The organism is Pseudomonas sp. A, from assembly GCF_056270345.1.
The window spans coordinates 4,180,667-4,197,839 of record NZ_CM149873.1 but is presented as its reverse complement, the minus strand read 5'-3'; the positions used below and the strand labels follow the sequence as shown (position 1 = coordinate 4,197,839).

Below are 17,173 nucleotides of genomic sequence, written 5' to 3'. Positions count from 1 at the left end.
GTGCAGCATCTCGACCTGCAGGTGGTGCGCCAGGCGGCGCAGTGGTCGCGTGACGGCTTGCGCGTGTGGCTGTGCACGGTGCTCTGCACCTATGGCTCGGCGCCGCGCGCGCCGGGCTCGCTGCTGGCGGTCAACGATCAGGGGCACTGGGTCGGCTCGCTGTCCGGCGGCTGCGTCGAGGAGGACTTCCTCGAACGCGTCGCCGCCGACGAGTTCGCCGGGGCCGTCGCCGTGGTGCGCTATGGCGACGGCAGCGACACCCGCGGCAACATCCGCCTGCCCTGCGGCGGCATCCTCGATGTGCTGGTGGAGAACCTGCCGGGCGACTGCGCGACCCAGGCACACCTGGGGGAGCTGGAGGCGGCCTTGCTGGGCCGTCGCCGGCTGCTGCGCGAGGTCGACCTGCGCACGGGCGAACGTCGCGTATTGGATGACCACAGCCAGGGGCCACGGGTGGTGCAGGGCGGCGAGTTCGTGCGCTTGCGCGTCGGCGCCGCCCAACGCCTGTTGCTGGCGGGCTACTCGAGCGTCGCGCACTTCTGCGCCGAGTTCGGCAAGGGCCTGGGCTTCGAGGTGGTGCTGTGCGACCCTCGCGACGAGGTGATGGACAACGTGGTGCTCGACGGGATAGAAATCCGTCGGGAACTGCCCTCGCTGTTCATCGCCAACGGTGGCTGCCACCGCGACACGGCGGTGGTGGCGCTCACCCACGACCCGAAGATCGACGACCTGGCCATGCTCGAAGCGGTACATACCGAAGCCTTCTACATCGGCGTGATGGGCTCGCGCGCCACCTCGGAAAAGCGCCGTGAACGCCTGCGCCGTATCGGCGGGCTCGACGATGCCGAGATGGCGCGCATCCATGCCCCCATCGGCCTCAACCTGGGCAGCAAGACGCCGGCGGAGATCGCCCTGGCGGTGCTCGCCGATATCCTCCGTACCCGCAGCGGCATCGCCCGCGAGGCTTTGTGAGCGTCGTCGCGTTGGTATTGGCGGCCGGCCAGGGTTCGCGCTTCGGCGCGGACAAGCGCCGGGCCGCGCTGGGCGATGGTCGCAGCCTGTTGCAGCATAGCGTCGAGCGCGCCCTGGCGGCGTTCGACGAGGTGCGCGTGGTGCTGCGCGCTGGCGAACGGGGCGAGGATCTGGGGTTGCCGGCGGGCTGCCGAATTGTCCATAGCCTCGATGCCGGGCTGGGCATGGGCCATAGCCTGGCGGCGGGCGCCGCTTCGCTGGGTGACAGCGAGGCGCAGGCGGTCGCCATCCTGTTGGGGGACATGCCGTGGATTCTGCCCGCAACCTTCCGGCGGTTGATCGCAAGCGCTGGCCCTGCGGTCATCGTGGTGCCGCGTCATCTGGGGCAGAATGGGCATCCGGTGCTGTTTGGGCGCAACTACTGGCCTGAACTCGCACTGATGGCCGGCGATGAGGGCGCGCGTTCGGTGCTGCAACGGCATCGGCAACAGTTGCAGGTGGTCGAGGTAGACGACGCAGGTGTATTGCGCGACGTCGATACACCCGCTGCGCTCGACTAGACTGCCCTGAGCCATTTTGCGGTCCCGGTGTAGGAGCGGCCTTGTGCCGCGAAAGGGGCGCGAAGCGGCCCCAGGCTCCGAGTCACCATCAATATCGCTGGGGCTGCTGCCGCAGCCCTTTCGCGGCACAAGGCCGCTCCTACACCGGGACTTTGTACCGATGCCACGGACAGCCATTGAGGGAAAACCCTCATTGCCGCTCATCCGGTGGCCTCCTAGCATGGATCCGGTCAACCCCCAGGCACTGGAGCACAGCCATGACCAACAGCAACGACGACAAACGCCCGACCCCCGACCCGGCCGAGGACAACGCCTTTTTCCCCTCGCCGTTCTCCCTCAGCCAATTCACCTCACCCAAGTCTGACCTCAGCGGCGCCGACTACCCCGACGCCTACAAGGGCGGACGCTGGAAAATCCTCTTGATCGGCGCCGATGAGCGCTACCTGCTCACCGACAACGGCACGCTGTTCTCCACCGGCAACCATCCGGTGGAAACCCTGCTGCCCATGTACCACCTGGACAAGGCCGGCTTCGGCTTCGACGTCGCGACCCTGTCGGGCAACCCGGTCAAGTTCGAATACTGGGCCATGCCGCGCGAGGACCAGCAGGTGCTCGGCCTGTTCGAGCGCTACAAGCCAGCCTTCAAGCAGCCGCGCAGGCTCGCCGAGGTGATCGACAGTGCCCTGGGTGACGACTCCGATTACATTGGCGTATTCATTCCCGGCGGTCACGGCGCTTTGATCGGCCTGCCGGAAAGCAAAGAAGTCGCCCAGGTGTTGAAATGGGCGGCGGATCACGACAAGTTCGTCATCACCCTGTGCCACGGTCCGGCGGCGCTGCTGGCTGGCGGCAAGCTGTTCGATGGCTACAAGATCTGCGCCTTCCCCGATGAACTGGATGCCAAGACCCCGGACATCGGCTACATGCCCGGTCACCTGACCTGGAAGTTCGGCGAACGCCTGCAGGCCCAGGGTGTCGAGATCGTCAACGACGGCATCTCCGGCGCCGTCCACCAGGACCGTCGGTTGCTCACCGGCGACAGCCCGCTGGCCGGCAACGCCTTGGGCAAGCTGGCCGCAGCGGTATTGCTCAAGGCGGTCAACGGCGGGTGAGCGGCATGCCGTTCGACAAGGTAGTGCAGGCGGTCCGGCAGATCGAGCAGGCCACCGCCCTGGCGACGATCCAGACGGCCGTGCGCAACGTCGCCCGGCCGCTGGGCTATGACCGCTTTGTGCTGTTCAGCGCCAGCGCCGCGCGGGACGAGGTGGTCGAGCGCATCCACTGGGTGGAAGGAGACTGGTTCGGTGACGGCCAGGCGGTCGATGCCCGGACCTACGTACGCCATTGCCCGGTGACCCGCCATCTGCTGGCGGCCCGTGAAGCGTTCTTCTGGAGCAAGCAGCCGAGCGACGAAGGTGAACGCTATCGGGTGGTGCGGGTGCCATGCGGGCCGGGCATCCATGGCCTGCAAGTGCCGGTGTTCGGCCCGGCGGGCCTGGAGGGAGCGATGAGCCTGGGCGGTGTGCGCATCGACGCTTCGGCGCCGGCGCGCCTGGCCCTGAGCCTGCTGGCCAACGCCGCGTTCCTCGGTGCACGGCGGCTGCTGGAGGCACCGCCCGGCGAGGGTCAGCTGTCGGCGCGTGAGCGCCAGGTGCTGGCCTGGACCGCCGCCGGGCAGCGCCAGGCGGATATCGCCGCCACCCTGGGCCTGTCGGTGCGCACCGTGGAAAACCATCTTCGCGCCGCCCGCCGGCGCCTGGGGGTGAGCACCACCGCCCAGGCGATCAGGATCGCCCTGGGCAGCGGCGCGCTCGACTGACTCAGCCGTTGTGCGCAACCGTCAACACCACCTTGCCGATATGCCGACCAGACTCCATCAGGGCATGGGCCTGGCTGGCCGCCGCCAGCGGGAAGGTCGCGTGAACCAATGGCTTGACCGAACCCCTGCGCACATGAGGCCAGGCCTTGGCCAGCAGGTCCGTGAGAATCGCTGCCTTGTCGTCGGCGCTGCGCGCGCGCAACGTCGAGCCGATATGGGTCAGGCGCTTGGTCAACAGGGGGAACAGGTCGACCTCGGTGGCCGGGCCCTTGACCACGCCGATCTGCACGATGCGTCCGTCCATGGCCGCGGCCTTGAAATTGCGGGCCACATAGTCACCGGCGATGATGTCGACGATCACGTCCACGCCCTTGCCCTCGGTGTGCAGCATGACCTGTTCGACGAAGTCCTCGCGGGTGTAGTCGATGGCCACGTCGGCGCCCAGTTCCAGGCTGGCGGCCTGTTGCCCGGCGCCATTGACCGTGGTGAGGATCTTCGCCGCGCCCAGGGCCCGGGCCAGCTGCGTGGCGGTGGTGCCGATGCCGGAGGCGCCGCCGTGGATCAGCACGCTTTCACCGGCCTTGAAGCCGCCACGCTGGAACAGGTTGACCCAGACGGTCATGAAGGTTTCCGGCAAGGCCGCGCCCTCGACCATCGACAGGTTGTCCGGCAGGTGCGCGGTGGTGCGTTCGTCGGCCACGGCGTACTCGGCGTAGCCGCCGCCCTGGACCAGGGCGATCACCGCGTCGCCCACGGCAAAGTGGCGGACCTGCTCGCCGGTGGCCACGACCTTGCCGGCGATCTCCAGCCCCGGAATGTCCGGCGCGCCGGCGGGCGGGTCGTACAGGCCCTTGCGCTGCAGCAGGTCGGGGCCGTTGACACCGGCGGCATGGACCTGGATCAGCACCTCCCGGGGGCCTGGTCGAGGCGTGGCATGGGTGGCGGCCTGCAGGACCTCGGGGCCCCCAGGTTGGGTAATATCGATGGCGGTCATGTGAGTGGGGATGTGACGCATGAAGACCTCTGTCATTCTGAGGAAAGGCCGCGTTGGCCCGGTGTGTCACAGGGTATGAAACCCACGCTGCGCGGTCGCGCGGCGATTTTGCGATGCACCTTTGCAGATTTTCTTCAGGTGAGATTTGTGTCGCGGTACCTGTCCTGTGGGAGCGGGTTTACCCGCGAATACGCTGGTGAACCCACTGCCGTTTTCGCGGGTAAACCCGCTCCCACAGGCTCTCGTTACCCGACGAATGATGGAGTGAGCGAATGAACTGGGATGACGCCCGCATGCTGCTGGCCTTGAGCCGCGAACTGACCCTGCGCCGCGCCGCCCGGGTGCTGCGCGTCGACCAGGCCACGGTGGGCCGGCGGGTGGCGGCGCTGGAGGCCGACCTTGGCGCGACCCTGTTCCTGCGCACCCCCGCCGGTTACCAGTTGACCGCCACCGGCGAAGTGGCCGTGGAGCTGGCGCAGAAGATGGAGCAGGCTGCCCTGGAGCTGGCCCGTCGCACCCGGGGCAGCGATAACGAACAGGCCGGCGAGGTGCGCATCGCCACCACCGATTCCCTGGCCCTGGAGTTCGTCATCCCGGCGCTGCGCCGGTTGCATGACGATCACCCCGAGGTGCGCATCGTGCTCAGCGGCAGCTCGGAGATCGTCAACCTGTCGCAACGCGAAACCGACATCGCCATCCGCAACCAGCGCCCGGACAACCCCGACCTGGTGCTGCGCAAGCTGGCCAGTTGGCAGATGGGCCTGTTCGCCTCGGCGGACTATCTGGCGCGTCGCGGCATGCCGCAGGAGGGCAGTTTTGCCGGCCATGACCTGGTGGTGTACGAGCCGTACTGGCGTGATCGCGGGGTACCGACCCTGGTGGACGTGCCCATGGGCGAGGGCAGGGTGGTGATGGCGGCCAATGCCAGCATGATGCTGCGCCGGGGCATTGCCGAAGGGTTGGGCCTGGGCGAGATCCCCGTGGCGTTGGGGCAGCGCGACGGCCTGCTGCGGGTCTGGCCGCAGCGCGCGCGCAGCCAGCCCTACGAGGTGTGGATGGTCACCCATCGGGACCTGCGCCACACGGCGCGGGTGCGGGCAGTGATCGACCAGCTGGTGCAGGCGTTTGCCGATTGAGGACGCAGTGCGGTGCGAATACCTTCAGTTGGCGGGCAGCTTCAGCGGATGCAAGGCGCGGAAACCCTGTGCTTCTTCCACCAGCCAGTCATGCACCGCACGCGCTCCAGGCTGGCTCAGTCCGCCCGGCGGATACAGCAGCACATAGCGCTTGTGGTTGGCGATCGGCACCCCGAACGGCACGATCAGCGCGCCGCGCTCCAGCTCGTCGTTGAGCAGGGTGCGCCGGGCGATGGCCACGCCGACACCGGCGATGGCCGCTTCGATGGTCAGGTGGTTGCGGTTGAAGGTGTGCCCGCGGCGCACGTCCAGCCCGCCGGCGCCGATGCCGTCGAGGTAGAACTCCCATTCGGCGTACTCCGAGCTGCCGCGCCAGGCGGTGATGTCGTGCAGCAGCGGGTAGTGGGCCAGGTCCGCCGGCCCATGCAGCGGCGGGCGGCCACGCAGCAGGGCCGGCGAGCAGACCGGAAAGATCTGTTCGTCCAGCAGCGGGGTGGAGAGCATGCCCGGATAGCTGCCGTCGTTGAGGTCGATGGCCAGGTCGAAGTCTTCCGGGTGCAGCGCCTGGTTGCTGTCCTCGGCCACCAGGCGCAGCTCGATGTCCGGGTAGCGCTGCTGGAAGCGCGGCAGGCGCGGTGTCAGCCACTTGGCCAGGAACGAGGGGATCGAGCGCAGGCGCAGGGTGCCACGGATCTCACCGGCATCCAGGCGCAGCAGCTCGGCCTCGATGCTGCCGTAGGCCTCGGCCACGGTCTGCGCCAGGCGCTGGCCTTCGGCGGACAGCTCGACGCCGCGGGCGCGGCGCAGGAACAGGCGAAAGCCCAGGCGTTCCTCGAGCTGGCGCATTTGTTGGCTGACCGCGCCGGGGGTGATGTGCAGCTCCTCGGCGCAGCGGGTGAACGACAGGTGCCGCGCCGCACAGGAGAACACGTGCAGCCAGACGAACACCTGGCCGTTGAGTGGGCCTTTCATCGTTTAGTCCTGCTAAAGGCTTATGTAGGAAGTTTCGTTGGTCAAGCTGGCCTGAGAGGGGCAGTATCGCGCAACTTGGCAATACCGCTCAAATTTTCCAGAGAGCCGTGGCATATCCTAGATGGTTGTCACGGTCAGGCATTAGCATGGCTATCAGTGTTTTCGACCTTTTCAAGATTGGCATCGGCCCGTCCAGCTCCCATACCGTCGGCCCCATGCGCGCCGCGGCGACCTTCGCCCAGGCCCTGCGTGAACGCGGCCTGCTGGCCCAGGTGCGGCGAGTCGAGGTGCGCCTCTATGGCTCGCTGTCGGCCACCGGTGTCGGTCACGCCACGGACCGCGCCTGCCTGCTGGGGTTGATGGGCCAGTGGCCGGACCGCATCGACCCGCACAGCATCGAGCCACGCATCGACCAGCTGATGCAGGAGCAGTGCCTGATGCTCGACGGCAGCCAGCCGATCAAGTTCCAGTACAGCCGTGACATGCGCCTGCTCGACGAGAACCTGGCCTATCACCCCAATGCGATGACCCTGGAAAGCTTCGACGGGCAGGGCAGCCAGTTCAGCCAGACCTACTATTCCGTGGGTGGCGGCTTTATCGTCGAGCAAAGCGAGATCGATGCGCCGCAAGGCAGCGACAACCTGGTCGCCTTGCCCTACGAATTCTCCAGCGGCGCCGAACTGCTGGCCCTGTGCAAGGCCCACAACCTGAGCGTCAGCCAGCTGATGCTGGCCAACGAGTGCGCCTGGCGCCCGGAAAGCGAGGTGCGCGAAGGCCTGCTGAAGATCTGGGCGGCGATGGGCGAGTGCGTCGACAACGGCCTGCGCAACGAAGGCATCCTGCCCGGCGGGCTGAAGGTCAAGCGCCGGGCGGCACGCCTGCACCGCAGCCTGCAGGAGGTCGGCAAGCCCAACGTGATCGGCTCGACCCTCAGCGCCATGGAATGGGTCAACCTGTTTGCCCTGGCGGTCAACGAAGAGAACGCCGCCGGCGGGCGCATGGTCACCGCGCCCACCAACGGCGCGGCCGGGATCATCCCGGCGGTGCTGCATTACTACATGAAGTTCAACCCCGGTGCCTGCGACGACGACGTGGTGGCGTTCCTCCTGGCCGCCGCAGCAGTGGGCATCCTGTGCAAGAAGAACGCCTCGATCTCCGGCGCCGAAGTGGGCTGCCAGGGCGAGGTGGGCTCGGCCTGCTCGATGGCCGCCGCGGGGCTCGCCGAGGTGCTGGGCGCCACGCCGCCACAGCTGGAAAACGCTGCTGAGATCGCCCTTGAGCACAACCTCGGGCTGACCTGCGACCCGGTCGGTGGCCTGGTGCAGATCCCCTGCATCGAGCGCAACGCGATCGCCGCGGTGAAGGCCATCAACGCCGTGCAGATGGCCCTGCGCGGTGACGGCGAGCACTTCATCTCCCTCGACCGGGTGATCCGCACCATGCGTGACACCGGCGCGGACATGCACGCCAACTACAAGGAAACCTCCCGCGGCGGCCTGGCTGTCGCGTTCGTCGAGTGCTGATGGCTCCGTACGGACCCCGCTGTAGGAGCGGCCTCGTGCCGCGAAAGGGCCGCAAAGCGGCCCCGGCGATACTCCTCCCACACTGAAATTCTTGGGCTGCACTGCAGCCCGTTCGCGGCACAAGGCCGCTCCTACAGGGGAGCGGTATCAACCTGCAACACCCGCTGCACCTGCGACAAAAACAACTACAAGGCGATACCCAATGACTGATGTACAAAGCACCACGAGCGTTCGTGCGGATTCGGCTGCCCTGGCTTCGGCCAGCGGCTCGACCACCTGGAACCGCCACGACACCACCTGGGCCCTGGGCCTGTATGGCACGGCGATCGGCGCCGGCACCCTGTTCCTGCCGATCAACGCCGGGGTCGGCGGTTTCTGGCCGCTGCTGATCCTGGCGCTGCTGGCGTTCCCCATGACCTTCTTCGCCCATCGGGCCCTGACCCGCTTCGTGCTGTCCGGGCGCAAGGGTGGCAACGAGGACATCACCGAGGTGGTGGAAGAGCACTTCGGCGTGGGCGCCGGCAAGCTCATCACCTTGCTGTATTTCTTCGCCATCTTCCCGATCCTGCTGGTTTACAGCGTGGCCTTGACCAACACCCTGACCAGCTTCTTCGAACACCAGCTGCACATCGGCGCGCCGCCGCGGGCGTTGCTGGCCCTGCTGCTGATCTGCGGGCTGATGATCGTGGTGCGCTGCGGCCAGCAGATCATCGTCAAGGCCATGAGCCTGCTGGTCTATCCCTTCGTTGCCTCGTTACTGTTGCTGGCCCTGAGCCTGATTCCCAACTGGAACGGCGCGTTCTTCGCCCAGGCCAACGAAGGCATCAGCGCCTCCAAGCTGCTGCTGACCCTGTGGCTGGCGATCCCGGTGATGGTGTTCTCGTTCAACCACTCGCCGATCATCTCGGCGTTCGCCGTCGACCAGAAGCACCGTTATGGCAATGACGCCGACCGCAAGAGCGGCCGCACCCTGGCCACCGCCCATGTGATGATGGTGCTGACGGTGATGTTCTTCTGCTTCAGCTGCGTGCTGGCCCTGAGCCCGGCCGACCTGGCCGCCGCCAAGGCGCAGAACATCTCGATCCTGTCGTACCTGGCCAACCACTTCCAGACCCCGGTGATCGCCTTCGTCGCGCCGCTGATCGCGCTGGTGGCGATCACCAAGTCGTTCCTTGGCCACTACATCGGTGCCAGCGAAGGCTTCCAGGGCATGATCGTCAAGAGCCTGCGCGGGCGCGGCAAGACCTGGCCGGCCAAGCGCCTGGAGCGCGCCACGGCGTTGTTCATGCTGGTGACCTGCTGGGCGGTGGCGACCCTCAACCCGAGCATTCTCGGGCTGATCGAAAGTCTGGGTGGGCCGGTGATCGCCTGCTTGCTGTTCCTGATGCCGATGTATGCGGTACAGAAGGTGCCGGCGTTGCGCCAGTACTCGGGCAAGCTGTCGAACGTATTCGTGGTCTTGATCGGCTTGATCACGCTGTCGGCGATCGCCTATAGCTTCATGGCCTGACCGATGATCGCGGGGCCAGTCCGCTCCCACACCTTGATGTGGGCGCGGGCTGGCCCCGCGACGGTTCAGGTCAAGCGTTTTCCAGGTGCTTGATCACCGCCTTCAGGCGTTCCGCGGGTTGCGGTTGATCCTGGTGGGTGATGTCCGGCGCCTTGCGCACGCGGCCATGCTGGTCGACCCAGTGGCCGTTGCTGAAGTACCGGTAGCTGGCGGTGCCGATGTTCCAGCCCTGGTCGAGCAGACCCTGCAGGTGGAAGCTCTGGGCGATCTGGCTGAGCGGGCCGCTTGGGCTGCCATCCAGGTGCAGGACAATTGACGGGCTACCTACGGGCGCGAACGGCAGCTCGCTGTAGCCGCCCCACACCTTGGCGTGGAAGACCTGGACCGGATGCGTGGCCTGGATGATGGAGGCCCTGCCGGTGACCTTCTTCTGCACGGTATTGACCAGCAGGTCGAGGGTCAGGATAGGTGCGCCGAGCAGCCCGTTGCTGACGTTCAGGCGGGTATGAAAAAGTCCGAAGGACATGCTGATTCTCCTTGTCTGCTCAGGCTTTCTTGGCGGCTTTGGCGGCCGGGCTCTTGGTCGAGGCGAGGGCCTGGTCCAGGGCTTTGCCCACGGCACCGCTGGCCAGTTGCTTGAGTTGCGCGACGTCACCAGTGGCGATCACTGCCTCCAGGGTGGCGTTGTGCAGTTCGGTCGTCAGGTCGACGTTCGCCAGCGTCTGGATGCGCTTGAGCTCAAGCACGACGGGTACGTTGTCCACCTCGATCCAACGCTGGCCGTTGTCGTAACGGTAGCTGGCCGTGCCTTTCTGCCAGTCCAGGTCAAGCAGTGCGCGCAGTTCGAACTGCTCCGGCGAATTGGCGTGTGGGCCACCGTGGTTGCCACGTACCGTCAGCAGGATCTTGCCTTCGCTTGGTGGTTGCACGGTGAGGTAGCTGTAGCTGCCCCAGGCATCCAGGCCCAGCTCCAGCGGTGGGTTGGTGGTCTGGGTGATCAGCGCGTGGCCGTTGACGCTGCGGTCTGGGGTGTAGACCAGCAGGTCCAGCTGCAGGCGCGGGGCGCCCGGGGCATTGGTACCAATGAGGTAGGACACCGGGAACAGGCCTTCCGACGGTGCGGTCAGCGATACAGACATGATTGCCTCCGTTGCATTCAATGAATGAGATACCGTAACCAACGCTTGCGCAGGCGGACGGGGGAGAAAAGGGGGAGAGGCAGGTAGACGGGCGGATGTACTGGCGTGCCCGGTGCGAGCGGCTGTTGGCAGCCGGCTTGTGCAGCCATCCCTGAAGTGCGGTGCCGCCTGCCTGGCAGCTCGCTTGAGTTAAGCAGGCAAAAAATGCAGTGATGGCCTTTTTGCAGTATGTCCGACGAGTGGTGTCAATCAGGCCTGCAAGCCGGCTCCCGTTTCGTGGGAGCGGGCTTGCCCCGCGATGAGCTACGGGCTGGACGGACTCACTTCGACTTCTGCTGCAACGCCACGAAGCTGCGGCGCATGTCGCTGGCCCAGCCATCGAGCACCGGCTTGACGTCGTTCAGGGCCAGTTGCGTGCTGTCGTTCTCCAGCTCCTTGCCGCTGCCCTTGCGCACCACCTGGGCCAGCACGTTCTGGTTGCCGCCGTCGAGGAATGCAGCCTCCACGGCGATGTCCACGGCCTGGTCGCGGCCGCCGGCGGCCGTGTTCACCGCCGCGGCCACCAGGGCGATGGGAATCACCTCGTAGGGTTTGAGGCCCTCGGTGCTGGTGGACACTGCGGTGATCGCCGGGCGCACCACGATGGTGTTCGGGCCAGGCTCCTTGACCAGGGTGAGCACGCTCCCCAGTTCGCGGCGCATCGCTTCGTTGAAGTAGCGGGTGATCTCCTGCAGGGTCTGCGCCGAGATCACGTTGGTCGGCTGCGGCTTGGGATAGAACTGGCTCGGTTCGATGAACACCTTGGTGTACTGGCTGGCCTTCACACCCGGATCGATCCAGCGCATCACCGGCGCGCCGGAGACGCTCTCGGCGGGCTTCAGGCGGCTGTAGTCCTTGAGAAAGCCGGAATAGTCCTTGGGATCGACACGGTTGCTGGAGCAGGCAACCAGGGCCAGCAGAGCAGCGCACAGCAGGGTGGTGCGAGGCAGGTGCTTCATGATGACGAGGTCCATGAGGGAAGTGGCCAGAACAACGCTAGCAGGTGGTTGGCCGAAGGCCAGTGTTCGGATGGCGACGGTTGCCGTTTCCTACTGTATTGCCGGAATACGCTGACTATCGATGGGGCTCTGACACTGTGAAGGTATGCCCTCCACGGGTATGTTTATTCTGGAGGTCCACTGTGACCAGCAAACTCATTGAATCACTGCGTGCCGACCTCTCGGCCCTCGAGCAGGCAGGTGCCGTCGGCAAGGTCACGTTGCGCGACTTCGAGGCGATCTGCCCGGCCCCGGTGCGGGCATTCAGCGCCCAGGACATCCGCCACCTGCGCGAAGCGCTGAACTTCAGCCAGCCGGTATTCGCCCTCCACCTGCACACCAGTGCATCGACGGTGCGCAAGTGGGAACAGGGCGAAACACGCCCGGCCGGGCCTGCCTTGAAGCTACTGAACATCATTGCCGACAAGGGGCTGCAGGCCATCCTCTGAAGCAGGGTTGTCAGCCCAGCGCCTCGCGCAACCGGTACCACAGCATGCCCAGCGCCAGCAGCGGCGAGCGCAATGCCTTGCCGCCGGGGAAGGTCAGGTGCGGCACCGCGCTGAACACATCGAAGCCCTGGCTGTGCTCGGTGGCGATGGCCTCGGCGAGCAGCTTCGCGGTCCAGTGGGTGACGTTAAGTCCATGCCCAGAGTAACCCTGGGCATAGTAAACGTTGGGGTGCTGGCCGAGGCGGCCGACCTGGGGGAAACGGTTGGCGGTGATGCCGATCATGCCGCCCCACTGGTAGTCCAGGCGCACCTCGGCCAGTTGCGGGAACACCTTGAGCACCTTGGGCCGCATGTAGGCGCCGATGTCCTTGGGGTCGCGCCCGGAATAGTGACAGGCGCCGCCGAACAGCAGGCGGCGGTCGGCGGTCAGGCGGTAGTAGTCCAGCCCCACCTTCTGGTCGCACAGCGCCATGTTCTGCGGGATCAGCGTGCGCGCCAGGGCCTCGGGCAAGGGCTCGGTGGCCACCACGTAGCTGCCGGCCGGCAGCACCTTGCCGCACAGGCGCGGCTCCAGCGCGTCGAGATGGGCGTTGCAGCCCAGGATCAGGCTCTGGGCGCGGACCTTGCCCCGGGCGGTGTGCAGGGTCACCGTGCTGCCATGCTCGATGCGCAGCACCGGGCTCTGCTCGAAGATCCGCACACCCAGGCCGAAGGCGGCCCGGGCCTCGCCCTGGACCAGATCGAGCGGGTGCAGATGGCCCGAACCCATGTCCACCAGGCCGCCGGCGTACAGGTCGCTGGCGACGATCTCGCGCATGCGTTCGGGGTTGACCAGGCGGGTCTCGTGGCGATAGCCCAGCTCGGCCAGGTCGCGCTGCTCGTCTTCGAAGGCGGCGAACTGGGCGGGGGTGTTGGCCAGCTCGCAGAAGCCCCAGCGCAGGTCGCATTCGATACCGTACTGTTCGATGCGCCGGGCCACCAGCGCGACCGAATCGATGCCGGCCTGCTTGAGGTAGCGCACGCCGTCCTGGCCGACGTGACGGGCGAAACCGGACACGTCATGGCCGATGCCGCGGATCAGCTGGCCGCCGTTGCGCCCGCTGGCGCCCCAGCCGATGCGGCGGGCTTCCAGCAGGATCACCGAGAGGCCGCGCTCAGCCAGTTCGAGGGCGGCGTTGACCCCGGTCAGGCCGCCGCCGACAACGCAGACATCGGCCTGCAGGTCCTGGTCGAGCGCAGGGTAGGTGGCCGCCAGGCGCGCCGAGGCGGCGTAGTAGGAGGCGGTGTGTTCGTTCATCTGTGGCATGGGCGGGCTCGGCTCAGCGGTTGGACTTGATCTTGCTCCAGGAGCGGGTCATCTGCCGCAGGATCCCGGGGCTCTGCATGGTCGAGACATACAGGTTGTCCAGCACGTCCTGGGGCGGGTAGATCTCGGGGTTGTTCACCAGCGCCGGGTCCATGTCGGCCTTGGCATCCGGGTTGGCGTTGGCGTAGCCGACCGTGGCGCTGACCTTGGCGATCACCTTGGGGTCGAGCAGGTAGTTGATGAAGGCCAGGGCCTGCTCGGGGTTCTTGGCGTCCTTGGGGATGGCCAGCAGGTCGAACCACAGGTTGCTGCCTTCCTTGGGAATGCTGTAGGCGACCTTGACGCCATTGCCGGCCTCCTCGGCGCGGTGGGCGGCCTGCAGCACGTCGCCGGAATAGCCGAAAGCGATGCAGACGTCGCCGTTGGCCAGGTCCGAGACGTACTTGGAGGAGTGGAAGTAGGTGATGTACGGGCGCAGTTCCAGCAGGCGGGCCTCGGCCTTGCGGTAGTCGTCGGCCTTCTCGCTGCGCGGGTTCATGCCCAGGTAGTTGAGCATGGCCGGGAACAGTTCGTCCGGCGAGTCCATGAACGCCACGCCGCATTGCTTGAGCTTCTTCAGGTTCTCGGCTTCGAACAGCACCGCCCAGGAGTCGATCCGATCGATGCCCAGCACCGCCTTGACCTTGTCGACGTTGTAACCGATGCCGTTGGTGCCCCAGAGGTACGGCACGGCGTACTGGTTGCCCGGATCGTTCTGCTCCAGCTGCTTGAGCAGTTGCGGGTCCAGGTGCTGCCAGTTCGGCAGCTTGCTGCGGTCAAGCGGCAGGAACGCGCCGGCCTGGGCCTGGCGCGCGAGGAAATGGTTGGAGGGCACGACCACGTCGTAGCCGGTGCGCCCGGCCAGCAGCTTGCCCTCCAGGGTCTCGTTGGAGTCGAACACGTCATAGACCACCTTGATCCCGCTGCTGGCCTGGAAATCAGCCAGGGTGGTGTCACCGATGTAGTCGGTCCAGTTGTACACGCTGACCGTCGGCTGGGCCTGGACGGCGGCGCCGAACAGCAGGGCGAAGGTTGCGGGGATCAAAGCTTGCGGATGACGCATGTCGACACCTCGTTGGTCTTGTTCTTCGAATTCGGTGGTGTAGGGGCTGCTGCGCAGCCCATTCGCGGCACAAGGCCGCTCCTACTGAACGCGCGCAGCCCCTGTAGGAGCGGCCTTGTGCCGCGAAAGGGGCGCAAAGCGCCCCCGAGGGGGCTTAAACGCTCAGCAGCAGGAACTCCCGCTCCCACGAGCTGATCACCCGCTTGAAGTTCTCATGCTCGGCGCGCTTGACCGCGACGTAGCCCTGGACGAACTGCTGCCCCAGGTACTGCTGGACCTTCTCGCAGTCTTCCATGTGCTGCAGTGCGTCCTCGATGGTGATCGGCAGGCGCAGGTTGCGTCGCTCGTAGGCACGGCCCTGCACCGGGGCGCTGGGCTCCAGTTTTTCGACCATGCCGATGTAACCGCACAACAGGCTCGCGGCGATGGCCAGGTAGGGGTTGGCGTCGGCACCCGGCAGGCGGTTCTCCACGCGCATCGCTTCGGGGCTGGACGTTGGCACGCGCAGCCCGGCGGTGCGGTTCTCCTCGCCCCATTCGACGTTCACCGGCGCCGAGGTGTCGGGCAGGAAGCGGCGGAACGAGTTGACGTTCGGCGCGAACATCGGCAGCAGCTTGGGGATGTACTTCTGCAGGCCGCCGATATGGTGCAGGAACAGCTCGCTCATGCTGCCGTCGTCATTGGCGAAGATCGGCTTGCCGGTGGCGATGTCGACCACGCTCTGGTGCAGATGCATGGCGCTGCCCGGCTCGTCGGTGATCGGCTTGGCCATGAAGGTGGCGGTGACGTTGTGCTTGAGCGCCGCCTCGCGCATCGTGCGCTTGAACACGGTGATCTGGTCGGCCAGGTCCAGGGCGTCGCCGTGACGGAAGTTGATTTCCATCTGTGCCGGGCCGTCCTCGTGGATCAGCGTATCCAGGTCCAGGCCCTGGATCTCGCACCAGTCGTAGACGTCCTCGAACAGCGGGTCGAATTCGTTGGCGGCATCGATGGAGAACGACTGGCGGCCACTCTCGGCGCGCCCAGAGCGGCCCAGCGGCACCTGCAACGGCAGGTCCGGGTCTTCGCAGCGCTGGGTGAGGTAGAACTCCATCTCCGGCGCGACGATCGGTTGCCAGCCCTTGTCGGCGTAGAGTTTCAGGACCTTCTTCAGCACGTTGCGCGGCGACAGCTCGATGGGGTTGCCCTGCTTGTCGAAGGTATCGTGGATGACGATCGCGGTCGGTTCGATGGCCCAGGGGATCTGGTACACCGCCGTGGGGTCGGGGCGGCAGACCATGTCGATGTCGGCGGCGTCGAGCAGGCTGTAGTAGATGTCGTCATCGACGTAGTCGCCGGTGACGGTCTGCAGCAGCACGCTCTCGGGCAGGCGCATGCCGCGCTCGTGGAGGAACTTGGCGGTCGGGGCGATCTTGCCGCGGGCGATGCCGGTCAGGTCGCTGATCACGCATTCGACTTCGGTGATCCGGTGTTCTTTCAGCCAGGTGGACAGCTGATCGAAGGGGGCGTTCATACAAACCTCTTGGTTGGGTAGTTGTGGTGGGACGCAAGGCGTTCATCGCCGCAGGGCACTTCCCACAGGTGACGCTGAGGACTATCTTGGTCGCTGCCCCCCGGGGTGATCTATCCACTTTCTTCAGCTATCAATGCACCAAAAGAGTGCAACTAGGACAGCGCGTGACAACGCCAACCGCCTTGCAGGTCCAGGACATCCGCACCACCGACGTGACCGAACAGACCCGTGCCACCCCGGGATGGCAGCAGCAGTACCGGCAGATGTCCCCCGGGCATTTCAACGGCCAGCTGCGCTGGCTGGGGCTCGACGGCGTCGAGGTGTACGAGGAGCGCCTGAACACCCGGGTCGAGCAGTTCTTCCGCGCCCCCAGCGGTGCCCTGGCGTTCTGCTTCGACCGTAGCGAGAACAGCCTCTACCTGCTCAACGAAGACAGCCGCAACATCTGGATCACCCCGGAGAACTACCAGGAAGTGGCGGTGGTGTTCGAGCAGCCGTTCCTGGCCAGCCATGGCCTTGACCTGGAGCGTCTGCGCGGCCTGTTCATGGTGCCGCTGACCTGCCAGCAGAATGCCCTGTTCGGCAACTGGCTGAGCGCCACCCTGACCCGCCTGGGCCAGGCCGATTGCCCGCTGGAGGGCAGGGCGTTGGCCGAGCAGTTGCTGGAGGACTGCCTGTTCATCCTCGACAATGCCGGGCAGCGTCTGCAGGGCGAGGCGCTCGGACGGCGCGACGAGGAGCGGGCGATCATGCGCCGGGTCAGCGAATGGGCCGCCGACTGCCCCGACGAGACCCTCAACCTGGTGGAGCTGGCCAAGGTCGCCGGGGTTTCCGTGCGTCAGTTGCAGCAAGCCTTCAAGGGGTTCACCAACCTGCCGCCGGCACACTGGTTGCGCCTGCGGCGGCTGAACGGCGCGCGGCGCGACTTGCTGGCGGGCGATGCCACGGTGGCCGAGGTGGCCATGCGCTGGTCGTTCTGGCATCTGGGGCGGTTTTCCGAAAGCTACCGCCAGCTGTTCCGCGAACTGCCGAGCGAGACGCTCAGGCGTGGTCGGGGAAACTGATTACGAAAGGTCTGCTTGGGCGGTTTCCGGCAGTTGCCGAACTTCCTGTGTAGGAGCGGCCTTGTGCCGCGAACGGG

General features: G+C 66.4%; 17 protein-coding genes. 9 read left to right on the top strand and 8 right to left on the bottom strand.

Annotated features, from left to right (window positions below):
• The 4 genes from AC0MAZ_RS18625 (at position 1) to AC0MAZ_RS18610 (ending at position 3,351) form a co-directional block, all read left to right on the top strand.
• The gene (locus AC0MAZ_RS18625) at positions 1–972 is read left to right on the top strand and encodes an XdhC family protein (protein ID WP_475858818.1); all 972 of its coding nucleotides are present in this window, start codon (positions 1–3) and stop codon (positions 970–972) included.
• Positions 969–1,532 (top strand): nucleotidyltransferase family protein, encoded by a 564-nt coding sequence (locus AC0MAZ_RS18620; RefSeq protein ID WP_475858817.1) that lies wholly within the window; start codon positions 969–971, stop codon positions 1,530–1,532. The genes AC0MAZ_RS18625 and AC0MAZ_RS18620 overlap by 4 nt, the downstream gene beginning before the upstream one ends.
• Positions 1,533–1,789: 257 nt before the next feature.
• Entirely contained in the window at positions 1,790–2,644 is an 855-nt protein-coding gene (hchA, locus tag AC0MAZ_RS18615; RefSeq protein WP_475858816.1) for a glyoxalase III HchA, read from the top strand.
• 5 nt (positions 2,645–2,649) lie between these two features.
• A complete protein-coding gene (locus AC0MAZ_RS18610; protein ID WP_232855519.1) occupies positions 2,650–3,351 on the top strand; it encodes a PA1136 family autoinducer-binding transcriptional regulator in 702 nt (233 codons plus the stop codon).
• A 1-nt stretch (position 3,352) separates the two neighbouring features.
• Here AC0MAZ_RS18610 and AC0MAZ_RS18605 read toward each other — a convergent pair whose 3' ends face one another.
• Positions 3,353–4,345 (bottom strand): NAD(P)H-quinone oxidoreductase, encoded by a 993-nt coding sequence (locus AC0MAZ_RS18605; RefSeq protein WP_475861465.1) that lies wholly within the window; start codon positions 4,343–4,345, stop codon positions 3,353–3,355.
• Between the two features lie 272 nt (positions 4,346–4,617).
• Here AC0MAZ_RS18605 and AC0MAZ_RS18600 point away from each other — a divergent pair, with 272 nt between their 5' ends.
• Positions 4,618–5,481 carry a LysR family transcriptional regulator gene (locus AC0MAZ_RS18600; RefSeq protein WP_203652397.1) on the top strand — a complete coding sequence of 288 codons (864 nt, stop codon included), beginning with the start codon at positions 4,618–4,620 and terminating at the stop codon, positions 5,479–5,481.
• Between the two features lie 24 nt (positions 5,482–5,505).
• Here AC0MAZ_RS18600 and AC0MAZ_RS18595 read toward each other — a convergent pair whose 3' ends face one another.
• Positions 5,506–6,453, bottom strand: a complete 948-nt coding sequence (locus AC0MAZ_RS18595; RefSeq protein WP_254464113.1) for a LysR substrate-binding domain-containing protein — start codon at positions 6,451–6,453, stop codon at positions 5,506–5,508.
• Between the two features lie 146 nt (positions 6,454–6,599).
• Between AC0MAZ_RS18595 and AC0MAZ_RS18590 the strand changes: the two genes are divergently transcribed.
• Both AC0MAZ_RS18590 and AC0MAZ_RS18585 read left to right on the top strand, forming a co-directional pair.
• Entirely contained in the window at positions 6,600–7,976 is a 1,377-nt protein-coding gene (locus AC0MAZ_RS18590) for an L-serine ammonia-lyase (protein ID WP_475858815.1), read from the top strand.
• Positions 7,977–8,178: 202 nt separating this feature from the next.
• Positions 8,179–9,486, top strand: coding sequence for a serine/threonine transporter (locus AC0MAZ_RS18585; RefSeq protein ID WP_475858814.1), 1,308 nt, complete (start codon positions 8,179–8,181; stop codon positions 9,484–9,486).
• A 70-nt stretch (positions 9,487–9,556) separates the two neighbouring features.
• Here the strand turns inward: AC0MAZ_RS18585 and AC0MAZ_RS18580 are convergent, their stop codons facing one another.
• The 3 genes from AC0MAZ_RS18580 to AC0MAZ_RS18570 all read right to left on the bottom strand — a co-directional run bounded on the left by AC0MAZ_RS18580 (position 9,557) and on the right by AC0MAZ_RS18570 (position 11,623).
• Positions 9,557–10,012: a DUF1842 domain-containing protein gene (locus tag AC0MAZ_RS18580; protein ID WP_203652401.1), complete on the bottom strand. Its 456-nt coding sequence runs from the start codon at positions 10,010–10,012 to the stop codon at positions 9,557–9,559.
• A 19-nt stretch (positions 10,013–10,031) separates the two neighbouring features.
• On the bottom strand, positions 10,032–10,625 hold the full coding sequence (locus AC0MAZ_RS18575; RefSeq protein WP_475858813.1) for a DUF1842 domain-containing protein: 594 nt from the start codon (positions 10,623–10,625) through the stop codon (positions 10,032–10,034).
• 320 nt (positions 10,626–10,945) lie between these two features.
• Positions 10,946–11,623: a DUF3313 domain-containing protein gene (locus AC0MAZ_RS18570; RefSeq protein WP_475858812.1), complete on the bottom strand. Its 678-nt coding sequence runs from the start codon at positions 11,621–11,623 to the stop codon at positions 10,946–10,948.
• Between the two features lie 182 nt (positions 11,624–11,805).
• Here AC0MAZ_RS18570 and AC0MAZ_RS18565 point away from each other — a divergent pair, with 182 nt between their 5' ends.
• A complete protein-coding gene (locus tag AC0MAZ_RS18565; RefSeq protein ID WP_186714127.1) occupies positions 11,806–12,111 on the top strand; it encodes a helix-turn-helix domain-containing protein in 306 nt (101 codons plus the stop codon).
• Between the two features lie 10 nt (positions 12,112–12,121).
• Here AC0MAZ_RS18565 and AC0MAZ_RS18560 read toward each other — a convergent pair whose 3' ends face one another.
• From AC0MAZ_RS18560 to AC0MAZ_RS18550, 3 genes are all read right to left on the bottom strand, one after another.
• On the bottom strand, positions 12,122–13,417 hold the full coding sequence (locus tag AC0MAZ_RS18560; protein ID WP_475858811.1) for an NAD(P)/FAD-dependent oxidoreductase: 1,296 nt from the start codon (positions 13,415–13,417) through the stop codon (positions 12,122–12,124).
• 13 nt (positions 13,418–13,430) lie between these two features.
• On the bottom strand, positions 13,431–14,519 hold the full coding sequence (locus AC0MAZ_RS18555) for a polyamine ABC transporter substrate-binding protein (RefSeq protein ID WP_203652404.1): 1,089 nt from the start codon (positions 14,517–14,519) through the stop codon (positions 13,431–13,433).
• A 154-nt stretch (positions 14,520–14,673) separates the two neighbouring features.
• On the bottom strand, positions 14,674–16,032 hold the full coding sequence (locus AC0MAZ_RS18550) for a glutamine synthetase family protein (RefSeq protein ID WP_028689491.1): 1,359 nt from the start codon (positions 16,030–16,032) through the stop codon (positions 14,674–14,676).
• Between the two features lie 164 nt (positions 16,033–16,196).
• On the opposite strand from AC0MAZ_RS18550, the gene AC0MAZ_RS18545 reads away from it, so the two are divergent.
• Positions 16,197–17,096 carry a helix-turn-helix domain-containing protein gene (locus AC0MAZ_RS18545; RefSeq protein WP_050705595.1) on the top strand — a complete coding sequence of 300 codons (900 nt, stop codon included), beginning with the start codon at positions 16,197–16,199 and terminating at the stop codon, positions 17,094–17,096.
• Positions 17,097–17,173 lie beyond the last annotated feature (77 nt).

Coding starts and splice junctions, on each gene's coding strand:
- hchA (WP_475858816.1), top strand. CDS start 1,790: ATGACCAACAGCAACGACGACAAACGCCCGACCCCCGACCCGGCCGAG.
- AC0MAZ_RS18610 (WP_232855519.1), top strand. CDS start 2,650: ATGCCGTTCGACAAGGTAGTGCAGGCGGTCCGGCAGATCGAGCAGGCC.
- AC0MAZ_RS18605 (WP_475861465.1), bottom strand. CDS start 4,345: ATGACCGCCATCGATATTACCCAACCTGGGGGCCCCGAGGTCCTGCAG.
- AC0MAZ_RS18600 (WP_203652397.1), top strand. CDS start 4,618: ATGAACTGGGATGACGCCCGCATGCTGCTGGCCTTGAGCCGCGAACTG.
- AC0MAZ_RS18595 (WP_254464113.1), bottom strand. CDS start 6,453: ATGAAAGGCCCACTCAACGGCCAGGTGTTCGTCTGGCTGCACGTGTTC.
- AC0MAZ_RS18590 (WP_475858815.1), top strand. CDS start 6,600: ATGGCTATCAGTGTTTTCGACCTTTTCAAGATTGGCATCGGCCCGTCC.
- AC0MAZ_RS18585 (WP_475858814.1), top strand. CDS start 8,179: ATGACTGATGTACAAAGCACCACGAGCGTTCGTGCGGATTCGGCTGCC.
- AC0MAZ_RS18580 (WP_203652401.1), bottom strand. CDS start 10,012: ATGTCCTTCGGACTTTTTCATACCCGCCTGAACGTCAGCAACGGGCTG.
- AC0MAZ_RS18575 (WP_475858813.1), bottom strand. CDS start 10,625: ATGTCTGTATCGCTGACCGCACCGTCGGAAGGCCTGTTCCCGGTGTCC.
- AC0MAZ_RS18570 (WP_475858812.1), bottom strand. CDS start 11,623: ATGAAGCACCTGCCTCGCACCACCCTGCTGTGCGCTGCTCTGCTGGCC.
- AC0MAZ_RS18560 (WP_475858811.1), bottom strand. CDS start 13,417: ATGCCACAGATGAACGAACACACCGCCTCCTACTACGCCGCCTCGGCG.
- AC0MAZ_RS18555 (WP_203652404.1), bottom strand. CDS start 14,519: ATGCGTCATCCGCAAGCTTTGATCCCCGCAACCTTCGCCCTGCTGTTC.
- AC0MAZ_RS18550 (WP_028689491.1), bottom strand. CDS start 16,032: ATGAACGCCCCCTTCGATCAGCTGTCCACCTGGCTGAAAGAACACCGG.